Source organism: Streptomyces sp. SDT5-1, assembly GCF_052245995.1.
In the GTDB taxonomy this organism is placed as follows: domain Bacteria; phylum Actinomycetota; class Actinomycetes; order Streptomycetales; family Streptomycetaceae; genus Streptomyces.
Genome location: NZ_CM125963.1, coordinates 2,191,371 through 2,213,476, shown reverse-complemented (window position 1 = coordinate 2,213,476; position 22,106 = coordinate 2,191,371). Strand labels below are relative to the sequence as shown.

At 72.1% G+C, this 22,106-nt stretch carries 21 protein-coding genes; 12 read left to right on the top strand and 9 right to left on the bottom strand.

Annotation, left to right across the window (positions count from 1 at the left end; genetic code table 11):
• Positions 1-16: 16 nt before the first annotated feature.
• The 4 genes from ACTWJ8_RS10360 to ACTWJ8_RS10345 all read left to right on the top strand — a co-directional run bounded on the left by ACTWJ8_RS10360 (position 17) and on the right by ACTWJ8_RS10345 (position 4,414).
• Positions 17-1,258: an MFS transporter gene (locus ACTWJ8_RS10360; RefSeq protein ID WP_443264856.1), complete on the top strand. Its 1,242-nt coding sequence runs from the start codon at positions 17-19 to the stop codon at positions 1,256-1,258.
• An 83-nt stretch (positions 1,259-1,341) separates the two neighbouring features.
• Entirely contained in the window at positions 1,342-2,730 is a 1,389-nt protein-coding gene (locus ACTWJ8_RS10355; protein WP_443263647.1) for an aldehyde dehydrogenase family protein, read from the top strand.
• Between the two features lie 14 nt (positions 2,731-2,744).
• Positions 2,745-3,827, top strand: coding sequence for a Zn-dependent alcohol dehydrogenase (locus ACTWJ8_RS10350; protein ID WP_443263646.1), 1,083 nt, complete (start codon positions 2,745-2,747; stop codon positions 3,825-3,827).
• A 107-nt stretch (positions 3,828-3,934) separates the two neighbouring features.
• On the top strand, positions 3,935-4,414 hold the full coding sequence (locus ACTWJ8_RS10345) for a VOC family protein (protein ID WP_356387689.1): 480 nt from the start codon (positions 3,935-3,937) through the stop codon (positions 4,412-4,414).
• 13 nt (positions 4,415-4,427) lie between these two features.
• Here ACTWJ8_RS10345 and ACTWJ8_RS10340 read toward each other — a convergent pair whose 3' ends face one another.
• The 3 genes from ACTWJ8_RS10340 to ACTWJ8_RS10330 form a co-directional block, all read right to left on the bottom strand.
• Complete coding sequence (locus tag ACTWJ8_RS10340) at positions 4,428-5,414, bottom strand: urea transporter (protein ID WP_443263645.1); 987 nt, start codon at positions 5,412-5,414, stop codon at positions 4,428-4,430.
• A 102-nt stretch (positions 5,415-5,516) separates the two neighbouring features.
• Positions 5,517-6,242, bottom strand: coding sequence for an ArsR/SmtB family transcription factor (locus ACTWJ8_RS10335; protein ID WP_443263644.1), 726 nt, complete (start codon positions 6,240-6,242; stop codon positions 5,517-5,519).
• Between the two features lie 43 nt (positions 6,243-6,285).
• Complete coding sequence (locus ACTWJ8_RS10330) at positions 6,286-6,942, bottom strand: TetR/AcrR family transcriptional regulator (protein ID WP_443263643.1); 657 nt, start codon at positions 6,940-6,942, stop codon at positions 6,286-6,288.
• 80 nt (positions 6,943-7,022) lie between these two features.
• On the opposite strand from ACTWJ8_RS10330, the gene ACTWJ8_RS10325 reads away from it, so the two are divergent.
• The 3 genes from ACTWJ8_RS10325 (at position 7,023) to ACTWJ8_RS10315 (ending at position 9,246) form a co-directional block, all read left to right on the top strand.
• Positions 7,023-8,174, top strand: a complete 1,152-nt coding sequence (locus ACTWJ8_RS10325) for an acyl-CoA dehydrogenase family protein (protein ID WP_356387677.1) — start codon at positions 7,023-7,025, stop codon at positions 8,172-8,174.
• Positions 8,175-8,251: 77 nt separating this feature from the next.
• Positions 8,252-8,542 (top strand): YiaA/YiaB family inner membrane protein, encoded by a 291-nt coding sequence (locus ACTWJ8_RS10320; protein ID WP_356387675.1) that lies wholly within the window; start codon positions 8,252-8,254, stop codon positions 8,540-8,542.
• A 71-nt stretch (positions 8,543-8,613) separates the two neighbouring features.
• Positions 8,614-9,246 carry a TetR/AcrR family transcriptional regulator gene (locus ACTWJ8_RS10315; RefSeq protein ID WP_356387672.1) on the top strand — a complete coding sequence of 211 codons (633 nt, stop codon included), beginning with the start codon at positions 8,614-8,616 and terminating at the stop codon, positions 9,244-9,246.
• Between the two features lie 6 nt (positions 9,247-9,252).
• Here the strand turns inward: ACTWJ8_RS10315 and ACTWJ8_RS10310 are convergent, their stop codons facing one another.
• On the bottom strand, positions 9,253-9,714 hold the full coding sequence (locus ACTWJ8_RS10310) for a MaoC family dehydratase (protein ID WP_443263642.1): 462 nt from the start codon (positions 9,712-9,714) through the stop codon (positions 9,253-9,255).
• 93 nt (positions 9,715-9,807) lie between these two features.
• On the opposite strand from ACTWJ8_RS10310, the gene soxR reads away from it, so the two are divergent.
• Positions 9,808-10,278, top strand: coding sequence for a redox-sensitive transcriptional activator SoxR (gene soxR, locus ACTWJ8_RS10305; protein WP_356387666.1), 471 nt, complete (start codon positions 9,808-9,810; stop codon positions 10,276-10,278).
• On the opposite strand, the gene ACTWJ8_RS10300 is transcribed toward soxR, so the two are convergent.
• Both ACTWJ8_RS10300 and ACTWJ8_RS10295 read right to left on the bottom strand, forming a co-directional pair.
• Complete coding sequence (locus tag ACTWJ8_RS10300) at positions 10,232-11,560, bottom strand: uracil-xanthine permease family protein (protein WP_443263641.1); 1,329 nt, start codon at positions 11,558-11,560, stop codon at positions 10,232-10,234. The genes soxR and ACTWJ8_RS10300 overlap by 47 nt on opposite strands.
• Complete coding sequence (locus ACTWJ8_RS10295) at positions 11,557-12,675, bottom strand: aryl-sulfate sulfotransferase (RefSeq protein ID WP_356387660.1); 1,119 nt, start codon at positions 12,673-12,675, stop codon at positions 11,557-11,559. Before ACTWJ8_RS10295 ends, ACTWJ8_RS10300 begins: the two co-directional genes overlap by 4 nt.
• A gap of 137 nt (positions 12,676-12,812) precedes the next feature.
• Between ACTWJ8_RS10295 and ACTWJ8_RS10290 the strand changes: the two genes are divergently transcribed.
• The 3 genes from ACTWJ8_RS10290 to ACTWJ8_RS10280 all read left to right on the top strand — a co-directional run bounded on the left by ACTWJ8_RS10290 (position 12,813) and on the right by ACTWJ8_RS10280 (position 15,579).
• Positions 12,813-13,325 carry a helix-turn-helix domain-containing protein gene (locus tag ACTWJ8_RS10290; protein WP_356387657.1) on the top strand — a complete coding sequence of 171 codons (513 nt, stop codon included), beginning with the start codon at positions 12,813-12,815 and terminating at the stop codon, positions 13,323-13,325.
• Between the two features lie 49 nt (positions 13,326-13,374).
• Positions 13,375-13,887, top strand: a complete 513-nt coding sequence (locus ACTWJ8_RS10285) for a hypothetical protein (protein WP_443263640.1) — start codon at positions 13,375-13,377, stop codon at positions 13,885-13,887.
• Between the two features lie 81 nt (positions 13,888-13,968).
• On the top strand, positions 13,969-15,579 hold the full coding sequence (locus tag ACTWJ8_RS10280) for an immunity 49 family protein (RefSeq protein WP_443264854.1): 1,611 nt from the start codon (positions 13,969-13,971) through the stop codon (positions 15,577-15,579).
• A gap of 42 nt (positions 15,580-15,621) precedes the next feature.
• On the opposite strand, the gene ACTWJ8_RS10275 is transcribed toward ACTWJ8_RS10280, so the two are convergent.
• On the bottom strand, positions 15,622-16,224 hold the full coding sequence (locus tag ACTWJ8_RS10275) for a hypothetical protein (RefSeq protein WP_356387652.1): 603 nt from the start codon (positions 16,222-16,224) through the stop codon (positions 15,622-15,624).
• A 267-nt stretch (positions 16,225-16,491) separates the two neighbouring features.
• Here ACTWJ8_RS10275 and ACTWJ8_RS10270 point away from each other — a divergent pair, with 267 nt between their 5' ends.
• Positions 16,492-19,365, top strand: a complete 2,874-nt coding sequence (locus ACTWJ8_RS10270; RefSeq protein WP_443263639.1) for a penicillin acylase family protein — start codon at positions 16,492-16,494, stop codon at positions 19,363-19,365.
• A gap of 18 nt (positions 19,366-19,383) precedes the next feature.
• Here the strand turns inward: ACTWJ8_RS10270 and ACTWJ8_RS10265 are convergent, their stop codons facing one another.
• Both ACTWJ8_RS10265 and ACTWJ8_RS10260 read right to left on the bottom strand, forming a co-directional pair.
• Positions 19,384-20,661: a serine-threonine protein kinase gene (locus tag ACTWJ8_RS10265; protein WP_443263638.1), complete on the bottom strand. Its 1,278-nt coding sequence runs from the start codon at positions 20,659-20,661 to the stop codon at positions 19,384-19,386.
• 102 nt (positions 20,662-20,763) lie between these two features.
• The gene (locus ACTWJ8_RS10260) at positions 20,764-22,089 is read right to left on the bottom strand and encodes an MFS transporter (RefSeq protein ID WP_443263636.1); all 1,326 of its coding nucleotides are present in this window, start codon (positions 22,087-22,089) and stop codon (positions 20,764-20,766) included.
• Positions 22,090-22,106: the final 17 nt, after the last annotated feature.

Below are 22,106 nucleotides of genomic sequence, written 5' to 3'. Positions count from 1 at the left end.
CTGTTAGCTCATGACCATGAGTCGTACCTGGCTGCTCCGCCTCGTCATCGCCTTCAGCTTCGCGCAGGGGGCGGTGTCGATGGCGCGGCCCGCCGTCTCGTACCGGGCGCTCGCGCTCGGCGCCGACGAGCGGGCCGTCGGCGTGATCGCGGGTGTCTACGCCCTGCTGCCGCTGTTCGCCGCGGTGCCGCTGGGCCGCCGCACCGACCACGGGCGCTGCGCGCCGCTGCTGCCGGTCGGCGTCGCGCTCATCGCGGGCGGCTGCGCGCTCAGCGGCGGCGCGGGATCCCTGGTGTGGATGGCCGCGTGGAGCGGCGTCATGGGCCTCGGCCACCTCTGCTTCGTGATCGGCGCCCAGTCCATCGTGGCCCGGCAGTCCGCACCCGAGGACCAGGACCGCAACTTCGGCCACTTCACCATCGGCGCCTCCCTCGGCCAGCTCGTCGGCCCGATCGCGGCCGGCGCCCTCATCGACGGCTACGACATGGCCGCCACCAGCGCGCTCGCCCTCCTCGTCTCCGCCGGCGTCTGCGCGCTGTCCTTCACCTCGCTGTGGCGCATCGAGACCCGTCGTACGGGGGAGGGGGCACGCCCCAAGGAGGCCTCCAAGGTCCCCGTGCACCGCATCCTGCGCACCCGCGGCGTGCCCGGCGGCATCTTCATCAGCCTCGCCGTCCTGTCGGCCACGGACATCCTCACCGCGTACCTGCCGGTGGTCGGTGAGCACCGCGGCATCGCGCCGTCCGTGATCGGCGTGCTGCTCAGCCTGCGCGCGGGTGCCACGGTCGCCTGCCGCCTCGTCATGACCCCGCTCATCAACTGGCTCGGCAGGACCGCCCTGATCGCGACGACGTGCCTGCTCGCGGCGGTGCTCTGCGCGGGCATCGCGCTGCCGGTGCCGGTGTGGGCGCTCGGCGTGATGCTGGTCGTGCTCGGCTTCTGCCTCGGCGTCGGCCAGCCGCTGTCCATGACCACGGTCGTGCAGGCGGCGCCCGACGAGGCCCGCTCCACCGCGCTCGCGCTGCGGCTCACGGGGAACCGGCTCGGGCAGGTCGCGGCCCCGGCCTCGGCGGGTCTGATCGCGGGCGTCGCGGGCACGGCGGCGCCGTTCGTCATGCTGGGCGGTCTGCTGTTCGTGGCGGCCGGGCTCGGCGTCAGGGGCGGCCGCGGGCGGGGCGCGAAAAGCGGTGTGGCACAAGGGCGGAAGGCCCCCGCGCCGCGGTCCGGGCAGCCCGAGGGAGAGCGTCAACGGCACTGAACCGGCACCCGGTACCCCTGGACCCCAGAAACTAGCGGCGCTAGTTTGGGGCGCCAGGACGTACCTGATGCTGAGGGAGTGCCATGAAGGCCCACGACGGGATGTACATCGACGGCGCCTGGCGCCCGGCCGGGGGCGGCGACACGATCGCCGTCGTGAACCCGGCGGACGAGCAGGTCATCGGCCATGTCCCCGCGGGCACCGCCGAGGACGTGGACGCGGCCGTGCGCGCCGCCCGCGCCGCGTTCCCCGCCTGGGCCGCGACGCCGCCCGCCGAGCGCGCCGCGCGCATCGCCGCGCTGCGGGACGTGCTGGTGGCCCGCAAGGACGAGATCGCCGAGACCGTCACCGCCGAGCTGGGCTCGCCCGCCCCGTTCTCGCAGACGGTGCACGCGGGCGTCCCGATCCTGGTCTCCGGCTCGTACGCCGAACTCGCCGCCACGTACCCGTTCGAGGAGAAGGTCGGCAACTCCACGGTGTACGCGGAGCCGGTCGGCGTCGTCGGCGCCATCACGCCCTGGAACTATCCGCTGCACCAGATCGTCGCGAAGGTCGCCCCGGCCCTCGCCGCGGGCTGCACGGTCGTCCTCAAGCCCGCCGAGGACACCCCGCTGACGGCCCAGCTGTTCGCGGAGGCGGTCGACGAGGCCGGGGTGCCGGCCGGAGTCTTCAACCTGGTCACCGGGCTCGGCCCGGTCGCCGGACAGGCGCTCGCCGAGCACGCGGACGTCGACCTCGTCTCGTTCACCGGCTCCACCGCGGTCGGCCGCCGTATCGGCGCGACGGCGGGCGCCGCCGTCAAGCGCGTCGCCCTCGAACTCGGCGGCAAGTCCGCCAACGTGATCCTGCCCAGCGCCGACCTCGCCAAGGCCGTCAACGTCGGCGTCGCCAACGTCATGGGCAACTCGGGCCAGACGTGCAGCGCCTGGACCCGGATGCTCGTGCACACCTCCCAGTACGACGAGGCCGTCGAGCTCGCCGCCGCCGCTGCCGCCAAGTACGGCGACCGCATCGGCCCGCTCGTCAACGCCAAGCAGCAGGCCCGCGTGCGCGGCTACATCGAGAAGGGCGTGGAGGAGGGCGCCCGGCTCGTCGCGGGCGGCGCCGAAACCCCGCACGACAGGGGGTACTTCGTGGCGCCCACCGTCTTCGCCGACGTCACGCCCGAGATGACCATCGCCCAGGAGGAGATCTTCGGCCCCGTCCTGTCGATCCTGCGCTACGAGGACGAGGAGGACGCCCTGCGCATCGCCAACGGCACCGTGTACGGGCTCGCCGGAGCGGTCTGGGCGGCCACCGACGAGGAGGCGGTCGCCTTCGCGCGCCGCATGGACACCGGCCAGGTCGACATCAACGGGGGCCGCTTCAACCCGCTCGCCCCGTTCGGCGGCTACAAGCAGTCGGGCGTCGGCCGCGAACTCGGCTCGCACGGCCTGTCCGAGTACCTCCAGACGAAGTCCCTCCAGTTCTAAGGAAGTTGGCACTCATGGTCCGCGCCGCTGTACTGCCCGCCGTCGGCTCCCCGCTGGAGATCGCCGACATCGAGCTGCCCGACCCGGGACCCGGCCAGGTCCGCGTCGAGCTCGCCGCCGCCGGGGTCTGCCACTCCGACCTGTCCCTGACCAACGGCACGATGCGGGTCCCGGTCCCCGCGGTCCTCGGCCACGAGGGCGCGGGCACCGTCGTCTCCGTCGGCGAAGGCGTCACGCACGTGGCGCCCGGCGACGGCGTCGTCCTCAACTGGGCGCCCTCGTGCGGCGCCTGCCACGCCTGCGCGCTCGGCGAGGTCTGGCTGTGCGCCAACGCCCTCACGGGCGCGGGCGACATCCACGCCAGGCGCGCCTCCGACGGCAGCGATCTGCACCCCGGCCTGAACGTCGCCGCGTTCGCCGAGGAGACGGTCGTCGCCGCGAACTGCGTGCTGCCCGTGCCGGACGGCGTCCCGCTCACCGACGCCGCCCTCCTTGGCTGCGCGGTGCTCACCGGCTACGGCGCGGTGCACCACTCGGCCCGCGTACGCGAAGGGGAGACGGTCGCCGTGTACGGCGTCGGAGGCGTCGGCCTCGCGACCCTCCAGGCGGCGCGCATCGCGGGCGCGTCGAAGATCGTCGCGGTCGACGTGTCGCCGGAGAAGGAGGCCCTTGCGCGCGCCGCGGGCGCCACGGACTACGTGGTCGCGTCGGAGACGACCGCGCGCGAGATCCGCGGCCTCACGGACAAGCAGGGCGTCGACGTGGCGGTGGAGTGCGTCGGCCGCGCCGTCACGATCCGTACGGCCTGGGAGTCCACGCGGCGCGGCGGCCGCACCACGGTCGTCGGCATCGGCGGCAAGGACCAGCAGGTCACGTTCAACGCCCTGGAGATCTTCCACTGGGGCCGCACGCTGTCCGGCTGCGTCTACGGCAACTGCGACCCCGCCGAGGACCTGCCGGTGCTCGCCGAGCACATCAGGGCGGGCCGCCTCGACCTGAGCACGCTCGTGACCGAGCGGATCGCCCTGGACGGCATCCCCGCGGCGTTCGACAACATGGTGGCGGGCAAGGGCGGCCGCGCGCTCGTCGTCTTCTAGTACCGCTCCCGCCGATGAGTTCCCGAGTGGCAGCCGGTCTGCAGGAGGAGAAGCCTGAATGGCAGACCGGCGCCACGGGCGCCGCAGAGGGAACCCGGAGGCACACCATGTCCGACGTCCAGAAGATCCGCCCCTGCCTGTGGTTCGACGGCAAGTCCGAGGAGGCCGTCGCGTACTACATGTCGCTGTTCCCGGACGGCGACAACGAGGTGCTCGAGGTGCTCCGCTTCGGCGAGGAGGGCGTCCAGGAGCCCGGCTCCGGGGTCGTCGTGTCGTTCCGCCTCGCGGGCACCGAGTACCAGGCGCTGGACGGCGGCCCCCAGTTCACGTTCAACGAGGCGGTCTCGTTCGCCGTCGACTGCGCCGACCAGGCCGAGGTCGACCGCCTGTGGGACCGCATCACGGGCGACGGCGGGGAGCCGGGCCCGTGCGGCTGGTGCAGGGACAAGTACGGCCTGTCCTGGCAGATCGTCCCCCGCACCCTGCCCGACCTGCTCGCGGGCCCCGACCGCGACCGCGCCGCCCGCGTCATGTCCGCGATGATGAAGATGGGCAAGCTGGACGTGGCGGCGCTGGAAGCCGCCTGAGTTCTCCGGGGGTTCAGGCCGACGCCGTCAGCCGCGGGAACGACCTCGCCGCGACCAGGAACACCAGCGTGGTCAGCGCGAACGGCCACGTGAACATGTGCCCGCCCACCGGCTTCGCGAGCGCGCCGAACGCCGGTGCGCACACCGTCGCCGCCACCGCCCCTGCCACCGCGTACGCGGCCGTCCGCGGCGTCGCCTTCAGGAACACCCCGCACAGCGCGAGCGCGACGAGCACCGCGTTGTACGCGGACGTCCCGTCGGCGAGCTGCGCCGCGGGCTCGCCGAGGGCCCACGCGGTCACCATGCCCGCCACGTTCCCGAGGCAGGCGACCCCGGCGACCCGCGGCCCCGCCACCAGGAGCCCCGCGAGGACAAGGGCTCCCGCGTACCACTGCGGCATCAGGAAGATCTGGCCGAAACCGGCGAAGAAGCCCCGCACGGCGTCGTCGAACCCGATGCCCGTGCGGGCCCCCGACACCGCCCGCGGAAACGCGGCGATGCCGCCCCCGCCGGTCCACACCCGCGCGAACCCGGGCGCGGCCAGGGTGACCACGCTCGCCACGAGGCAGAACGGCAGCGTGAGGGCGGGCAGCTCCCACGCCGCGAGCGCCCGCCCCACGGCGGCGGTGGCCACGGTCGCGGCGGTGCAGCCGAGCAGCGCCACGAGCACTGACGACAGCCGGTCGGGGTTGAGGAAGACCGCGCAACTGACGCCGACGAGGCAGGAGTTGAAGCCCTCCATGCCGACGGCGAGCCGCTCCTTGTCCACGCCGAGCAGCGCCGCGACGACCGTGCCGACGGCCGCGCCCCCGATCCCGTAGAGCCCGTACTCCCACCCGGCGGCGAAGAGGGCGGAGGCGAACAGCAGGCCGGTCAGCGCGCGCGGCAGGAATGTCACCTGGCCGATGCCGCGCAGGACGCGCAGCGCGAACTCTCTGCACGCGGCGGCCCGGATCCGCCCGAGTGTCCGCCCCATCGCGGCATCCGCCGTCTGCGTCATGCGCCGACCCGCTCCCGTGTTACGAAGATGTTTCCCAGTACAGCTGGTGTACGTTACAGCTAATTTCTGGGAGAGGCGGTGCCGGGGGCGCGAACAAGCCGGTCAGTGCGGCAGCGAGACCCCCAGCTCCGCGCGGAGCGCCCGCTCCCCGGCCCCGGTCACCCGCACCGCGCGCTCGGACCCGATCCGCTTGATCCACCCCGCCGCGAAGGCGTGCGCACACAGCGCGGCGCCCGCGCGGCCCGCGAGGTGCAGCCGGCGCTCCGTCCAGTCGAGGCAGCCGCGCGTCAACGGCCGCCGCGCGCCGCCCTCCAGCGGCACCCCGAGCCCTTCGAACCAGCCGCGCCCCGCGTCGGTGAGGGCGAAAGTCGACGAATCGACGTCCGGTGCCAATAGCCCCCGCCCGACCATCCCATCGGTGACCTCGATCCCGAGCCGCCCCGCCAGGTGGTCGTAACAGGTCCGCCCGCGCGCCATCGCCGTCCGCGCCGAGGCCGCCCGCAGCGTGGCCGGACGCTCGCCGCCGCCCGGCGCCGCGTACCCGGCGAGCCCCTCGACGAGCTGCGCGACCTGCGCGTCGGCGAGCCGCAGATACCGGTGCCTGCCCTGCCGTTCCTCCGCGAGCAGCCCGCCCGCGACGAGCTTGCCGAGGTGCTCGCTCGCGGTCGACGCGGCGACGCCCGCGTGCCGCGCCAGCTCGCCCGCCGTCCAGGCCCGCCCGTCGAGCAGCGCGAGCAGGCAGGCGGCGCGCGTCTCGTCGGCGATCAGCGAGGCGAGCGCGGCGAGGCGCGGGGCGCCGGGTTCCTTGGACTCCTTGAGGGCGGCCATGTGCCCAGGATGCCCCGGACACCCTTCGGCGCGCGCCGAAAGGTCAGCGCGCCTCCGGCTCCGCCGCCACCTGCGCGTACTGCACGGCGAGCCCGTCGAGCAGCGCCGTGAGGCCGGTCTCGAAGGCCCGGTCGTCGACGATGTCCTGCCGCTCGGCGAGCAGGTGCGCCTGCCCGAGGTGCGGATAGTCGGCGGGGTCGTACGCCGCCTGGTCGTCGGGGAAGCCGCCCGCGAACGAGCCGAGCGCCGAGCCCGTCACGAAGTACCGCATGAGCGCGCCGATCGACGTGGCCTGCGGCGGCGGCCAGCCGGCGTCGACCATCGCGCCGAACACCGCGTCCGCGAGCCGCAGTCCGGCCGGGCGGTGCCCGGGGCCCCGCGCCAGCACCGGGACGATGTTCGGGTGGGCGCGCAGCGCCGCCCGGTAGGAGACGGCCCAGTCGTGCAGCGCGGTGCGCCAGTCCCGCTCGTCGTCGGCGTCGAACATCGACAGGTCGACCTGTGCGCTCACCGAGTCCGCGACGGCCTCCAGGATCTGGTCCTTGGTGCGGAAGTGGTTGTAGAGCGAGGGCCCGCTCACCCCGAGCTCGGCGGCGAGCCGCCGCGTCGAGACGGCCGCGAGGCCCTCGGCGTCGACGAGCGCCCGGGCCGCTTCGACGATGCGGTCGGTGCTCAGGAGGGGCTTGCGCGGTCGGGCCATGCGGCACATAGTAGGGCTGCGAACTAAAACTAGCAGTGCTAATTAAGCGCTGTACGCACACGGACTACGCGGGAGTGGCCATGAACCTGGAACTGAGCGAGGAGCAGACGGCGGTGCGCCGGCTCGCCAAGGACTTCGTGGACCGCGAGATCGCGCCGAACGTCGTGACGTGGGACCGCGCGGAGGAGGTCGACCGGGGCATCGTCAAGAAGCTCGGCGAGGTCGGCTTCCTGGGTCTGACCATCGACGAGGAGTACGGCGGCTCGGGCGGCGACCACCTCTCGTACGTGCTGGTCACGGAGGAGCTGGGGCGCGGCGACTCGTCCGTGCGCGGCATCGTCTCCGTCTCCCTCGGCCTGGTCACCAAGCCGATCCAGCAGTGGGCGAGCGAGGAGCAGAAGCGGCACTGGATACCGAAGCTGACCGCGGGCGACGCGCTCGGCTGCTTCGGCCTCACCGAGCCGGGGCACGGCTCGAACCCCGCCGACCTCCAGACCCGAGCGGTCCGGGACGGCGACGACTACGTGATCAACGGCACGAAGATCTTCATCACGAACGGCACCTGGGCCGACGTCGTCCTCCTCTTCGCCCGCACCAACGACACCCCGGGCCACAAGGGAATCTCCGCCTTCCTGGTGCCCACCGACACCCCGGGGCTGACCCGCAACACCATCCACGGCAAGCTCGGCCTGCGCGGCCAGGCCACCGCCGAGCTGGTCCTCGAGGACGTCCGCGTGCCCGCCTCCGCGATGATGGGACCGGAGGGCAAGGGCTTCTCGATCGCGATGTCCGCGCTGGCCAAGGGGCGGATGTCGGTCGCCGCGGGCTGCGTCGGCATCGCCCAGGCCGCCCTCGACGCGGCGGTCGGCTACGCGGGGGAGCGCGAGCAGTTCGGCAAGCCCATCGCCTCGTACCAGCTGGTGCAGGAGCTGATCTCCGACATCTCCGTCGACGTGGACGCGGCCCGCCTGCTGACCTGGCGCGTCGCCGACCTCATCGACCGCGGCGAGGACTTCGCGACGGCGGCGTCCAAGGCGAAGCTGTTCGCCTCCGAGGCGGCCGTGCGCGCGGCGAACAACGCCCTCCAGGTCTTCGGCGGCTACGGCTACATCGACGAGTACCCCGTCGGCAAGCTGCTCCGCGACGCCCGCGTCATGACCCTCTACGAGGGCACGAGCCAGATCCAGAAGCTGATCATCGGCCGCGCTCTGACGGGGGTGTCGGCGTTCTGAGCGCACGGGCGTTCTGAGTACGTGGATGAGTACCGGAGCGGATAGGGGTACCGCCCCTTCCGCCCGATGCTTCCTCCATGAGTGAGACACCGGTCAAGCAGCAGAACACCGTGGCCTTCTACGGACAGGCCGTCGCGTCCTTCGTCGTCGCCCTCGCCGCGACGGCCATCGGGATCTACAGCCTCGACGTCAGCGGCTGGATCAGGGCCTTCCTGGCCATCGCCGTGCTCTACCTCACCACCTCGGCGTTCACCCTCGCCAAGGTGATCCGCGACCGCCAGGAGGCCGGGCAGATCGTCAGCCGGGTCGACCAGGCCCGCCTGGAGAAGATCCTCGCCGAGCACGACCCGTTCAAGCCGGTGGCGTGACGCCCTAAGCGCGCGCTCACCCCGGAGGGTATGGTGTGGCACCAGCCCCGCGGGAGGATGTGAGTGCAGCGATGACGCAGGACGAACGGGTCGAGGACGCCCTCGACGAGATGCCGTGGGCCGACGTCACGCCCGACGCGGCCCGCCGACTGCTCGTCGCGGCCGTGGAGGCGTTCGCCGAGCGCGGCTACCACGCGACGACCACGCGCGACATCGCGAGCCGCGCCGGGATGAGCCCGGCCGCGCTCTACATCCACTACAAGACCAAGGAAGAGCTGCTCCTCAAGATCAGCCGGATCGGCCACGAGAAGGCCCTGGCGATCCTGCGCCGCGCGGTCGAGAGCGACGGTACCGCCGCCGAACGCCTCACGGAGGCCGTCCGCTCCTTCGTCCGCTGGCACGCGGGGCACCACATGACCGCGCGCGTCGTCCAGTACGAGCTGGACTCGCTCGGCGAGGAGAACCGGCCGGCGATCGTGGCGCTGCGCCGCGAGAGCGACGCCTCGGTGCGGGAGATCATCAACGACGGCGTGAAGGCGGGCGAGTTCGACGTCCCCGACGTGCCGGGCACCACCGTCGCCGTGCTGTCCCTGTGCATCGATGTCGCCCGCTGGTTCAACGCCGAGGGCAAGCGCACGCCCGACGAGGTCGGCGCGCTCTACGCCGACCTCGTGCTGCGCATGGTGGGTGCGCAGAGGCGCTAGCGGGCCTCAGAGGTAGTAGCGGGACACCGACTCCGCGACGCACACGGGCTTGTCGCCGCCCTCGCGCTCCACGCTGAACGCCACGCTCACCTGCACGCCGCCCGGCACGTCCTCGACGTTCGTGATCTTCGCGGTGGCGCGCAGGCGCGAGCCGACCGGGACGGGGGCGGGGAAGCGCACCTTGTTCGTCCCGTAGTTGACGCCCATCTTCATGCCCTCGACCGCCATCAACTGCGGGCCGAAGAGCGGCAGCAGCGACAGGGTCAGGTACCCGTGCGCGATGGTCGTCTTGAAGGGGCCCTCCTTCGCGCGCTCCGGGTCGACGTGGATCCACTGGTGGTCGCCCGTGGCCTCGGCGAACGTGTCGATCCGGCTCTGCTCGATCTCGACCCAGTCGCTGTACCCGAGCTGCTCGCCCACGGCGCCCTTCAGATCGTCGACGTCCTTGAAAACGCGCGGCTCAGCCATGTTTCCGTGACCTCCCAGGTAACTTGTCTAAGCGCTTGCTCAGACCACTGGGCATGCTAACAACGCGAGGCCGCGCCGACTAGGCTCGGCCGGGTGCCACAGATTCCGGAGAAGGTTCATGAGCTCACCGTCGGGCAGGTGGCGGCGCGCAGTGGGGCCGCCGTGTCCGCGCTGCACTTCTACGAGTCCAAGGGCCTGATCAGCAGCCGCCGCACCTCGGGCAACCAGCGCCGCTACAGCCGCGACACGCTGCGCCGCGTCGCCTTCATCCGCGCCGCGCAGCGTGTCGGGATCCCGCTCGCCACGATCAGGGACGCCCTCGCCGAACTCCCCGAGGAGCGCACCCCGAACCGGGACGACTGGGCGCGCCTCTCGGAGGTCTGGCGCTCCGAACTGGACGAGCGGATCAAGCAGTTGGGCCGGCTGCGGGATCATCTGACCGACTGCATCGGCTGCGGCTGCCTGTCCCTGGAGACCTGCGTGCTGTCCAATCCGGACGACGTGTTCGGCGAGCGCCTCACGGGCTCCCGTCTGATGGGGGAGCGTCGGGAGCGTCCGGCGTAGGCGCGAGCTTCGGGCCGAGCGCCCGGAAGACCGCGCTGAGGACGACCGCCGCGATCGCGCCCGCCGCGACCCCGCTGCCGAACAGCGTGCGGGCCCACGTCGGCAGCTCCGCGTACATCTCCGGCGCCACGATCGGCAGCATGCCGACGACGAGCGCCAGCGCGATGACCACGCTGTCCGTGCCGTGCGAGAGGTCCGTGCGGGACAGCATGCCGAAGCCCATCACGGCGATCACCGCGTAGATGACGAGCCCGGCCGCGCCCACCACCGGCTCAGGGATGGCCGCGAGCACCCGGGTCAGCGGGGTGATCAGGCCGCACACGATCAGCAGCACACCGGCCGCCGCCGTGACGAACCGTGAGCGTACGCGCGTGAGTTGGACGATGCCGATGTTCTCGGCGCTGGTCACCATCAGCGACGTACCGAACAGCCCCGAGCCGAGCGAGACGAGGGCGTCGGCGCGGGCGATGCGCGGCACGTCGCGGCCCGCGTCCGGAGTGCGGCCCACGGCCTCGCTGTTGAGCACGGTCTGCCCGGTGGCCTCGGCGAGCGAGGCGAGCGCGAACACCAGGAGCGGGATCGCGGCCAGCAGATCGAAGTGCGGCGCCCCGTACGGGAAGGGGTCCGGCAGCGCGAACGTGCCGCCGTGCGCCACCTCCAGCTCCGTCCCCGACAGCACCGCGATCAGCGTGCCGCCCAGCAGCCCGAGCAGCACCGCCATCTGCCGCCACACGCCCCGCAGGACGAGGAAGAACACGGCGATCACGCCGAGCGTCGCGAAGCCGAGCCCGGGGCCCGAGGCGACCATCGGCGCGGTCACCTTGATCATGTTGATGCCGATGAGCACGACCGTCGTGCCCATCACCAGCGGCGGGAAGAGCCGCACGAGACGCCCGTAGAACGGCAGGACGCAGAGCAGGAACGCGGCGGCGACCAGCACCGATCCGGAGGCCGTCGCGGGCCCGTACTCCTGCGCGATCTGGAGGAAGATGGCCACCGCCGCGCCGCCCGGCAGCATCAGGAACGGCAGCCGGGCGCCGACCCGCAGCGCCGCGACGCCGAGCGACTGGAGCAGCGCGCCCACGCCGCACAGCACGAGCGTCGCGCTGAGCAGCGAGGCCGTCTGCGTCGTCGACAGCTTCAGCGTCGTCGCGATCAGGATGACGGAGGAGACGGGGGCCGCCACGCCCGCAAGCACGTGCTGGCAGGCGAGGGGGACGAGCCGCTTCAGGGGAAGCCGCTCGTCGACGGGTGCCACGGGTGGTGCTGCGGTGGCGGTCACCGGTTCAGCCACGGCAGCTCGGCCGCGGTGTAGCGGTAGGAGCGGAACACGGCGTTGGGCTCCGACGGGAAGAGCTTGCGGACCTCTTCCTCGGAGTAGCCGCCGAAGAACGGCACGATGTACTCCCAGCACAGGTAGCCGTCCTCGGTCACCTCGAAGAGGCGGCCCGCGGGGGAGTCGGTGACCAGCGTGTTGCCGTTCGGGAGGCGCTGGGCGCTGCCCATGAACGGCGCGAAGAAGGACTCGCGTGCCGGGTCGTGGTACTCCCAGACGATCTTGCCGCTGGACCGCTCGATCTCGATGACGCGGCTGAACGGCACGTCCCAGTGCGGCCGGAAGACGCCGTTGTCGAAGACGAGGAAGTTCCCGTTCTCCAGCTCGGTCGGGCAGTGCTGCTGCGAGACGACGCCCGGCTCGGAGCGCCAGATGATGTCACCCGTCGCGCGCTCGATGACGACGACGGCCGACACGGAGCGGAAGCTCGCGAGGATGTTCCCGTCGGCGAGCGGCAGCACGCTGTTGATCAGCGGGTAGTGCTCGCGCGCGTAGTCCGGGTGGAGCGGGAAGTCCGCGCGGTCCAGGCGCTCGGAGACCTTCCACTCCCAGGTCGTGTTCCCCTCGGCGTCGACCTCGACGATCGTGTCCGCCCAGATCTTCCCGTCCACGCCCTCCGAGCCCGGCACGCCGCCGCGCACGGCCGCCGCCGCGTCCCCGGTCAGCGGCTCGAGGGCCGTGTAGAGGATCCGGCCGTCGCCGTAGTGGTGCGCGTCGTGGTGCTGGAGCGGGTCGCGGTGCTCGCGCACGACCGTGCCGTCCGGGGTGATCTCCTGCATGAGGCCGCCGCGGTACTTGTGCCACATGGGGAAGAGGGCCGGCTCGTCGGGCAGCACGCCGTTGTAGGCGAGGTTCCCGTTGGCGAGGATGCGGGCGTGCCGGCCGGGGCGGTTCGGCAGGTTCCACTGGTGGACGACCTCGCCGCGCAGGTCGATCAGGTACACCTCGCCGGTGCCGGTGAGCGGCGCGAACAGCGTGTAGCCCGGGGACGCGGCGTCCTCGTCGAGCGCGATGAGCCCGGTGCCGCGGCGGCGGCGCTGGTTCTGGTCCACACGAGCCATGGAGGCCCTCCGTCCAGTGGTCGGCAGGTCAACCCGGGATCTCCCGTGGTTAACTTTTTTAAGTACTGGTTAATGAGTTAACCACGACGGTAGGCTGCGGGGGAACAGGGGTCGGAGCGAAAGGGCGTTACAAGTTCATGAACGTGGGACCCGGCATCCGGCGCAGGCGCCGCGCCCTGGACCTGACCCTCGCCGAGGTGGCGCGCAGGGCCGAGGTCTCGGTGCCGTTCCTCAGCCAGGTCGAGAACGGGCGCTCGCGCCCCAGCATGGCCTCGCTGCAGCGCATCGCCGACGCCCTCGACACCACCGCCGTCGAACTCCTCGCCTCCGCCGAACCGCCGCGGCCGGTCGACGTCGTGCGCGCCGCGGAGAAGCCCGCGATGGCCGACGGCGCCCGCCCGCTCGTCCGCGGCGAACAGCGGCTGCACGCCCTGGAGTTCACCGGCGACCACGACTGGGACCGGGTCTTCCGGCACGCCGGGGACGAGGTCATGTACGTCGCCGACGGCTCCATCGAGACCGAGGTCGACGACACCCACTACGTGCTGGAGCGCGGCGACACCCTGTACTGCGCCGCCGGACTCGCCCACCGCTGGCGCCCGCTGGAGCCCGGCACCCGCGTCCTCGTCGTGGGCATCGCCGCGCCGTAGCCGACGAAACCCCTTGTCGGCGACGGCCGTTGGCGTCACCATGCGTCGCATGACAGTGGCGGTCGTTTCGCTCAAGTACGAGTCGGCCCGCACGGGACGGCAGACGCTGGTCTACGACGCCGACGGCTACCACCTGGTGCGCTTTCCCTACGAGGCGGACGAGGAGTCGTACGACCCGTGGGGCATGCACGACCCGGCGGGCGGCGGCGGTTCGTCGACGTACCCGGACGCCCGCTCGGGGCTCATCTGGCCGAGCCACGACGGCTGGGGCACGCTCTCCGCGCTGGTCTTCTGGGGCCCCGACGACCGGGCGACCGAGTACCGCGCCCGCTTCGTGCGCGACCCGCTGAACGTGGCGGGCGGCTACGACTCGACCGCCACCACCGACATCTCGCCGACCGGCGGCGGCCAGTACCGCTCGTACACCTGGCAGATGTTCGTGCACCCCGGCACGCCCGTCGGCCTCAAGGTGTCGGCCCGCTCCGGCGGCAGCCTCGTGAAGCCGCCGATCACGCTGGCCGAGTTCAAGCTGGCGATCCAGACGGACGTGATCACGCCCTGACGCGGCCGCGGAACCGGTTCGGGTGCGTCTTCGCCGTTGGCCCGCAGGACACGGTGTCCGCCTCGTAGAGTCGCACCCGTGATGGAGAACGACGCCCCGGATTCGCATCTGCCCATGCTCGCGACACCGCAGGCCGAGCGGCTCAGGGCGCTCGTCGCCGAGAGCGTGCGCGCCCGGTACGGGGCGGAGACGGGCCTGGTCCTGGCCCCCGACGCCGTCGAGCGCGCCGGACACCTGTTCCCACTGGCGAACCTCGCGCGGCGGTGCGCGGAGGCACCCGACGCCGACTGGCCGGGGCTCGTCGACGCCCACGTCGCGGCACTCGCCGAGGCCGCGCCCGGCGGCGAGAGCGCCGCGGAACTGCTCGCCGGGGCCTGCCTGCGGCTCGTGCCCGCGGACGAGGCCGCGGGGCTCGCGCACCCGCGCGAGGTCGCCGAGGGCCTGCGCCTCGCCCTCGCGCTCGCGTCCCCCGACTCCGTACGCCTGTTGACCGACGAGGAGGTGGCGCGGGCCGGCGCCGACGAGCTGTGGCGCGCGGGCCGGCGGGCGCTGACCCGGGAGCCGATGCGCCACGAGGAAGTGCGGCTCGAGGGGCATCCGGTGCTCTGCTCCGTGTACGGCGACTCCCCGTTCGTGGCGAGCAGGGCCGTCCTGCTGCCCGAGGTCGTCGCCGAGGTCACGGGGCGGCGGATGCCGGACGCGGGCGCCCTCGTGGCGATGCCCACGCGGCACCTGCTCGCCTTCCACCCGATCGTCGACGGCGACGCGGCCGACGCGCTCACCGACCTCGCCACGTACGCGGCCCGCGCCCACGCCGAGGACCCGGGGCCGCTGTCGCCGCGGGTCCACTGGTGGTACGACGGCCGCCTCACCGCCATCGACGACGCCCGGCGTCCGCCCCGGGAACTCGCCGACGTGCTGCGGGCGTTGAGCGCCCTCGACCAGGCGGGACGGCTCGCCTCCGCCGGGTCGACCGCCCCGCCGGGAGAGCCCTTCGCCGCCGCGCTCGCCCACGCCTTCGCGCTCGCGGAGAGCGACCCCGACGCCGCGCGCGCCGAGACGTGGGACGCCTGGCTCGCGGCGCAGGACCGCGGATGCGCCCTGTTCCCGCACGGCAAGGACGGCGAACCCCCGGCCGCCGAGGCCGTGCCGGAACCGGTGGACGACCCCGCCCGCGCCTGGCTCGACGCCTTCTACGTCACCCTCGTCACCCGGGACCGCGAGCGCACCACGCGGTTGTGCGAGGTGCCGGCCGAGGCGCTGCGCGGCGGCGCCCCCGTGGACGACTACGTGCTCCACTGGGCCGAAGTGCTGCGCGGCCACTGGCTGCGGCGGCCCGTCGACGACGTCGTGGACCTGCTCGTCACCACCATCAAGGCCTCGCACCCCGACGCCGAGACGCTCGCCCCGAAGGACTTCCTCAACCTCGTCGACTACCAGCCGGTCGCGCTCTTCCACCGGCTGCTCACGCACGACCACGAGGCCTTCGGCGAGGCGCTCGCCGAGTCCCTCGTGCGGCACGCGGGGCACTGGGGCGAGTCGTCCGCGCCGCGCGCCCGCGTGGCCCTCGGCCCGCTCGCCCTCGCCTGTCTCGCCTACGACATGGACTTCCCGGTCCGCACCGACCTCCCGTACCTGCCCAAGTACCTGCTCAACCGGCAGCGCCTGGAAGTCGCCCCGGACCGCTCCTAGTTCCGGGGGTGCGCCGATGTCGGGGCCGCACCCCCGTCGTGCCTAGGCGGAGACGAGCAGGCGTGCGAGGCGGGCCTCCGCGAGGGCCGTGGGTGTGAGGACGGGCCGCGGCACGACGATGCCGCAGCTGGTGCACACGGGACCGGATGACGGTTCGTGCGCCAGATCGTGCTCCCAGACCAGGCGGGTGCCCGAGCAGACCGGGCAGCAGTCGCCCGGATCGCGCTCCAGGGCCGTGATGAGCCGGCGCAGCACTTCAGCCAGCGGCTCCGTGGGGTGCACCGACGGGTCGTCGCACCAGGCGACTCCGAAGCCGCCCCAGGTCAGCCGGTGCCAGTCGTCCACGCTGCCCGGGCGGCGCAGCCCGTCGTGCTTCTCCTTGCGCCTGCGCTCCGCGAAGGCGACTTCGTACGCGAGCCAGACGGCCCGCGCCTCCTCCAGCTCCTCCAGGGCCGCGACGAGGCGGGCCGGGTCGGGGGAGCGGTCCTCGGGGTCGAACCCCGCCCGGGAGCAGAGGTGGTCCCAGGTCGCTCGGTGCCCGTAAGGGGCAAATCTCTCAAGGCACTTGCGCAGTGAGTACCGCCGCAGCGCCAGATCGCTCAGCGGATCGCGCACCTGTCTCGCCAGACTTCGGAATCCGGCCATCGCCCTGCACCTCCGTCACACGTACGTCGGCGTCGCCGCGGCAAGGAAGCGACGTCGCCGAATAGACGTATCGACACGCGATTCGGATCCCCCCGAAGGCCACCGGGTCCCATCCGATTTCCGATGGGGCCCATCACCGTCACCTTCTGAGGCCGGGGAGTACCTGAGTGATCCCTGTGCTGATTCCGAAAACGTGACGCATGTTCATCTTCTGTCCGCGGCTAACCGTCGGTAACCTCCGGCTCACCATCGTCGGGAGGACCAGGCATGCGACGACGCATTCCACGCACCACCCTGTACAGAAGCCTCACGAAGAGAGTTACGGCCGTCGCGGCGCTCGTGCTCACCGCCGGACTGCTCTCTCCCGTCTCGACGGCGGGCGCCTCGACCGCGACCGCCGCCGACGAACCGAATCCGGCCGCCGACTACTGCAAGGGGCAGTGCGCGGACATCCTGCCGCCCGGCGCGAACGGCAGCGCCACGCTCGCCCAGATCCTCGGCAACAAGCTGCTGGGAACCCAGCCGCCGCACGCCGACGATCAACTCGGTCCTTATGACGCGCTGTCCTCCGGGTATCCGTCTCTGACCGACGACACACTTACGAACTTCTTCAACGATTCCTCCTTCGGCGTCAAGGACGATCAGGTCGCTTCCGTCACCCGCCCCCGCGAGGACGTCACGATCACCCGTGACAAGAAGAACGGCGTACCCCACATCAAAGGTTCCTCGCGCTACGGAACAGAATTCGGCGCGGGCTACGCCGCAGGTCAGGACCGCCTCTGGCTCATCGACCTGTTCCGCCACATAGGCCGGGGCGAATTGACGTCCTTCGCAGGCGGCGCCCTCGCGAATCAGGGACTCGAGCAGGAGTTCTGGCCGCAGGCCCCGTACACGGAAAAGGATCTCGAACAGCAGGTCGAGTACATCAAGAAGACCGGCGGCGCTCGCGGCGAACAGGCCATGGCCGACGCGCAGGCCTACATCGACGGCCTCAACGCCTATCGCGAGAAGTCGAAGAAGGGCCGCTACTTCCCCGGCGAGTACGTGCTCACCGGCAAGGTCGACGCGATCACGAACGTGGGCGAGATCCAGCCGTTCAAGGTGACCGACATGATCGCCCTCGCCTCCGTGGTCGGCGGACTCTTCGGCAACGGCGGCGGCGGAGAGGTCGACGCCGCGCTCTCCCTCCTCAAGGCGCAGGAGAAGTACGGCGTAGAGAAGGGCACCCAGGTCTGGGAGTCGTTCCGCGGCCGCGACGACCCGGAGACCGTCACCACGATCCACGACGGCACCCGCTTCCCGTACGGCGAGAAGCCCGAGCACGCGCGCGGGCAGGCGCTCCCCGACAAGGGTTCGGTCGAGAAGGAACCCCTCGTCCACGACCGGCAGGGCTCGGCCGCGACGAAGACGACGTCCCTGAAGAAGGACCCCGTCAAGGCGCCCGCCAAGCTCAAGCCGCTGCAAGGCATGTACGACGACGGGGTGCTGCCCTCCGACCTGTTCACCCGCTCGGCGTCCAAGAAGGGCATGTCGAACGCCCTGCTCGTCTCCGGCAAGCACACCGCGTCCGGCAACCCGGTCGCCGTGTTCGGCCCGCAGACCGGCTACTTCGCGCCCCAGCTGCTGATGATGCAGGAGCTGCAGGGCCCCGGCATCAGCGCGCGCGGCGTCTCCTTCGCGGGCGTCGGCATGTACGTGCAGCTCGGCCGCGGCCAGGACTACGCGTGGTCCGCGACCTCCGCGACGCAGGACATCACCGACACCTACGCCGTCCCGCTGTGCGAGCCCGACGGCTCGACGCCGAACCGGCAGTCGAACTCGTACCTGTACCGCGGCACCTGCACGCCCATGGAGAAGATGGAGAAGAAGAACTCCTGGAAGCCGACGATCGCCGACTCCACGGCCGCCGGCTCCTACCGGATGCAGGTCTTCCGCACCAAGTACGGCATCGTCAGCCACCGCGCCACCGTCGACGGCAAACCCGTCGCCTACACGGCACTTCGCTCCACGTACCGCCACGAGGCCGACTCGATCCTCGGCTTCCAGATGCTGAACGACCCGACCTACGTCAAGGACGCCGCGTCCTTCCAGAAGGCGGCCCAGCACATCAACTACGCGTTCAACTGGTTCTACGCCGACTCCCGCGACATCGCGTACTACAACAGCGGCCGCAACCCGGTGCGCGCGAAGGACGTCGACATGTCGCTCCCGGTGCGGGGCGAACAGGCCTACGAGTGGAAGGACTTCGACCCGACGGACAACACCTCCGCCGAGACGCCGCCCTCCCAGCACCCGAACTCCGTCGACCAGGACTACTACGTCTCCTGGAACAACAAGCAGGCCAAGGGCTTCTCCTCGCCCAACTTCAGCATGGGCGCGGTGCACAGGGCCGACCTCCTGAACGACCGCGTCAAGAAGCTCACCGAGCGCGGCGGCGTCACCCGCGCCGCGCTCACCCGGGCCATGGAGGAGGCCGCCGTCACGGACCTGCGCGGCGAGCAGGTGCTGCCGGAGCTGCTCGAGGTCGTCCGCAGCAAGCCGCTCGGCGACCTCGGCAACCCGGAGCTGACCAAGGCCGTCCAGCAGCTGGAGGCATGGGAGAAGGCGGGCGCGCAGCGCAACCAGACCTCCGCGGGCTCCAGGACGTACGCGCACCCCGACGCCGTACGGATCATGGACGCGTGGTGGCCGCTGCTGGTCGAGGCCGAGTTCAAGCCGGGGCTCGGCGACGACCTCTACACGTCGCTCACCGCTCAGCTCAGCGTCGACGAGGCGCCGTCCGCCGGACACGGGCCGACCGGCTCGCACGCCGGATCGGCCTTCCAGTACGGCTGGTGGGGCTTTGTCGACAAGGACCTGCGGTCCGTGCTCGGCGAACCGGTGAAGGGCAGGCTCGGCGCCGCGTACTGCGGCTCCGGAGACCTCTCGGCCTGCCGGGACGTCCTCCTCGCCACGCTGGCCGAGGCCGCCGCGAAGCCGGCCACCGAGGTGTACCCCGGCGACGACACCTGCAAGGCGGGCGACCAGTGGTGCGCGGACAGCATCGCCCACCGCGCCGTCGGCGGCATCACCCACCGCAGCATCCAGTGGCAGAACCGGCCCACGTACCAGCAGGTCGTGGAGTTCCCGGCACACCGATAGGGGGCAGGGGCGGGTCGCCTACCGGGTGATCCGCCCCGCGCCGAGCACCACTCGCGCCAGCTCCGCGTGGCAGATGTCGCTGTGGGCCCCCGACGGCGGGGGCCCGTCGCGCACCACCTGCGCCGCGTCCACGCTCACACAGCCCGCGCCCGGCACCCCGGCGCGCAGCACGTCCGCCAGGGTGAAACGGACCGCGCCGTCGACGTCCTTGAAGCCGTCGTGGCCGAGCGCGCCCCACCGCTCGCCGAGGTCGACCAGCGCCCGGTCGTCGCCCGCGAGCCGGGAGGCCAGCGGGTACATCACGCTCAGCGCGGTGTCGTGGCGCGAGAAGCACGCCACGAGGGGGCCGTCGACACGGGACTGCCGGCCGTTCAGGGCGCCGCGGCGCGCGAACACGTAGTGCGAGAAGGCGCCCTGAAGGAGCGTCACGGACTTCACGTTGTGGGCCGACTTCGGCATTCCGGCGAGCGCGAACGAGACGAGCCGCGCGCCGAAGCTGTGCCCGACGAGGTGCACCCGCAGCCCCGGCGCCTCCTCGGCGAGCCGGCCGAGCGCCGGGCCGAGCCCCGCCTGACCGACCTTCCCCGCCCGTCGCTTCATCGCGAAGTACGTGGCCTGACGCAGCAGTTCGTGGGCCCCCTTCCACGCCTTCGCGAGCCCGCCGGGCAGGGTGAAGGCCGCCGCCGCTTCCGGGCCCGCGGCCGTCTCCAGGGCCGCCGCGAACTCCAGGCACATCGCCCGGGTGTCCTCGTGCAGCATCGCGGGCATGCCGTGCCGGCCGCCGTCCTCCGTGGTGTCGGATCCCGCCGTCGCGGGGCCGACCCCGACCAGCTGCCGTACCAGGCCGCCGAACTCGTCGAACGCGGACGACGCGTCCCGCTGCTCCTCCAGGCGCCGCGCCAGCAGGTCGACGACGGGCGCGCCGCGCGGGAAGACTTCGGCGAGCGCCTGCCGGGTGCCCTTGTCGAGCGTGGTGCGCGGCACCGGGGACGCGGCCGACCGGTCGAAGTCCGGGATCTTCTCGTCCGTGAACCGCATCGACGGCCAGAACACCCCCACGTACCCGACGGAGGCGCCGGGCGCGAGGGCCGGGAACGGGGCGAGGAAGCGGTCGTAGAGGCGGGTCGCGATGGAGTGGTCGTTGTTCCAGCCGTGCGCGAAGACCACCAGGTCGCGCACCTGATGGGCCTGGCGCAGCAGACGCGCGAGCTGACCGACGTCCGGATCGCCGTCGGCGTCGAACGTCAGCTCCCAGTACGGCCGGACGTTGACTTCAGGAGCCTGGGATGCGGACATGGCGAAACCCCCGTGGAAGGCGTCGTACGACAACGCGTGCCGCGCATCGTCCCGCCGCCCCAGGGGGTTGGCCAGATGTTCCGCCGTCAAAGGGCGGACAACTCAACCGAGTTGACGCTCCCGCGTCTCCGGGAGCCCCAGCACGCACAGCAGTGACACGATGGCCATCGCGCTGACGTACCACCCCACCGACGAGGACCCGAGCGCCCCCTGGAGCCGCGTCGCGATCAGCGGGGACACCGCGCCGCCGAGCACACCGCCCAGGTTGTACGCGAAGGAGGCCCCGGAGTAGCGGACCTTCGCCCCGAACAGCTCCGGCAGGTACGCGCCCATCGGCCCGTACACGACGCCCATGCAGAACAGGGCGCCGCCGAGCGCGAGCGCGATGAGCAGCGGCTTCTCGGTGTCCATCAGCGGGAACAGCACCAGGCCCCACACGATCGCGAGGACCGAGCCACCGAGCACCATCCTGCGCCGCCCGCCCGCGTCGGAGCGCGTCGCCGCGAGCCAGGTGCCGGCCGCGAGGAACAGACAGGCCACCAGCGACACGGCGAGCATCGTGGAGCGCGGGACGCCGAGCGTCGCCGTGCCGTAGGCGAGGCAGTACGTCGTGGCCGTGTAGAAGAGCCCGTACGCGATGATCATGCCGCCGGCGCCGAGCAGGATCTCCTTCGGGTGCCGCTTGAACACCTCGAGGGCGGGCGCCTTGCTGGCCTCCTGCTCCGCCATCACCTTCGCGAAGACCGGCGTCTCGCTGATCTTCAGACGGACGAACAGGCCGACCGCGACGAGGAGGAACGACAGCAGGAACGGGATGCGCCAGCCCCACGAACGGAACGCCTCGTCCGAGAGGGACTCGGAGAGCAGCCAGAAGATGCCGGTCGCGGCGAAGAAGCCCACGGACGGGCCGAGTTGCGGGAACGCGGCGAACAGTCCGCGCTTGCCGCGCGGCGCGTGCTCCACCGCGAGCAGCGCGGCCCCGCCCCATTCGCCGCCGAGCCCGACGCCCTGGAGGAAGCGCAGCAGGACGAGGAGGATCGGCGCCCAAAGGCCCAACGTGCCGTATCCGGGCAGCAGTCCGACGAAGGCCGTCGACAGGCCCATCAGGAGCAGCGAGGCCACCAGGACCGACTTGCGGCCGATCCGGTCGCCGAAGTGACCGAAGACCAGCGAGCCGATCGGGCGGGCCGCGAACGCGACGGCGTACGTCGAGAACGAGGCCAGGGTGGCGTTGATCGGGGTGAGGTTCGGGAAGAACGCGGCGTTCAGGACGAGCGCCGCGGCCGTTCCGTAGACGTAGAAGTCGTAGAACTCGATGGCCGTGCCGATGAAGCTGGCCACGGCCACGCGGCGCAGGCTCTCCGGTTCGGAGGCCGGGGCCGCCGCGGCCGTGGCGGCGTCTTCCCTGGTCGATTCGTCTTTGAGCACGAGCAGACTGTCGTTGT

Bases quoted from the DNA above. Each gene is read 5' to 3' on its own strand.
- ACTWJ8_RS10295 (WP_356387660.1), bottom strand. From the start codon at position 12,675: ATGGCTCGTGTGGACCAGAACCAGCGCCGCCGCCGCGGCACCGGGCTC.
- ACTWJ8_RS10325 (WP_356387677.1), top strand. From the start codon at position 7,023: ATGAACCTGGAACTGAGCGAGGAGCAGACGGCGGTGCGCCGGCTCGCC.
- ACTWJ8_RS10265 (WP_443263638.1), bottom strand. From the start codon at position 20,661: ATGTCCGCATCCCAGGCTCCTGAAGTCAACGTCCGGCCGTACTGGGAG.
- ACTWJ8_RS10280 (WP_443264854.1), top strand. From the start codon at position 13,969: ATGGAGAACGACGCCCCGGATTCGCATCTGCCCATGCTCGCGACACCG.
- ACTWJ8_RS10320 (WP_356387675.1), top strand. From the start codon at position 8,252: ATGAGTGAGACACCGGTCAAGCAGCAGAACACCGTGGCCTTCTACGGA.
- ACTWJ8_RS10345 (WP_356387689.1), top strand. From the start codon at position 3,935: ATGTCCGACGTCCAGAAGATCCGCCCCTGCCTGTGGTTCGACGGCAAG.
- ACTWJ8_RS10335 (WP_443263644.1), bottom strand. From the start codon at position 6,242: ATGGCCGCCCTCAAGGAGTCCAAGGAACCCGGCGCCCCGCGCCTCGCC.
- ACTWJ8_RS10350 (WP_443263646.1), top strand. From the start codon at position 2,745: ATGGTCCGCGCCGCTGTACTGCCCGCCGTCGGCTCCCCGCTGGAGATC.
- ACTWJ8_RS10330 (WP_443263643.1), bottom strand. From the start codon at position 6,942: ATGGCCCGACCGCGCAAGCCCCTCCTGAGCACCGACCGCATCGTCGAA.
- ACTWJ8_RS10270 (WP_443263639.1), top strand. From the start codon at position 16,492: ATGCGACGACGCATTCCACGCACCACCCTGTACAGAAGCCTCACGAAG.
- ACTWJ8_RS10355 (WP_443263647.1), top strand. From the start codon at position 1,342: ATGAAGGCCCACGACGGGATGTACATCGACGGCGCCTGGCGCCCGGCC.
- ACTWJ8_RS10360 (WP_443264856.1), top strand. From the start codon at position 17: ATGAGTCGTACCTGGCTGCTCCGCCTCGTCATCGCCTTCAGCTTCGCG.
- ACTWJ8_RS10290 (WP_356387657.1), top strand. From the start codon at position 12,813: ATGAACGTGGGACCCGGCATCCGGCGCAGGCGCCGCGCCCTGGACCTG.
- ACTWJ8_RS10315 (WP_356387672.1), top strand. From the start codon at position 8,614: ATGACGCAGGACGAACGGGTCGAGGACGCCCTCGACGAGATGCCGTGG.
- ACTWJ8_RS10340 (WP_443263645.1), bottom strand. From the start codon at position 5,414: ATGACGCAGACGGCGGATGCCGCGATGGGGCGGACACTCGGGCGGATC.
- ACTWJ8_RS10310 (WP_443263642.1), bottom strand. From the start codon at position 9,714: ATGGCTGAGCCGCGCGTTTTCAAGGACGTCGACGATCTGAAGGGCGCC.
- ACTWJ8_RS10285 (WP_443263640.1), top strand. From the start codon at position 13,375: ATGACAGTGGCGGTCGTTTCGCTCAAGTACGAGTCGGCCCGCACGGGA.
- ACTWJ8_RS10275 (WP_356387652.1), bottom strand. From the start codon at position 16,224: ATGGCCGGATTCCGAAGTCTGGCGAGACAGGTGCGCGATCCGCTGAGC.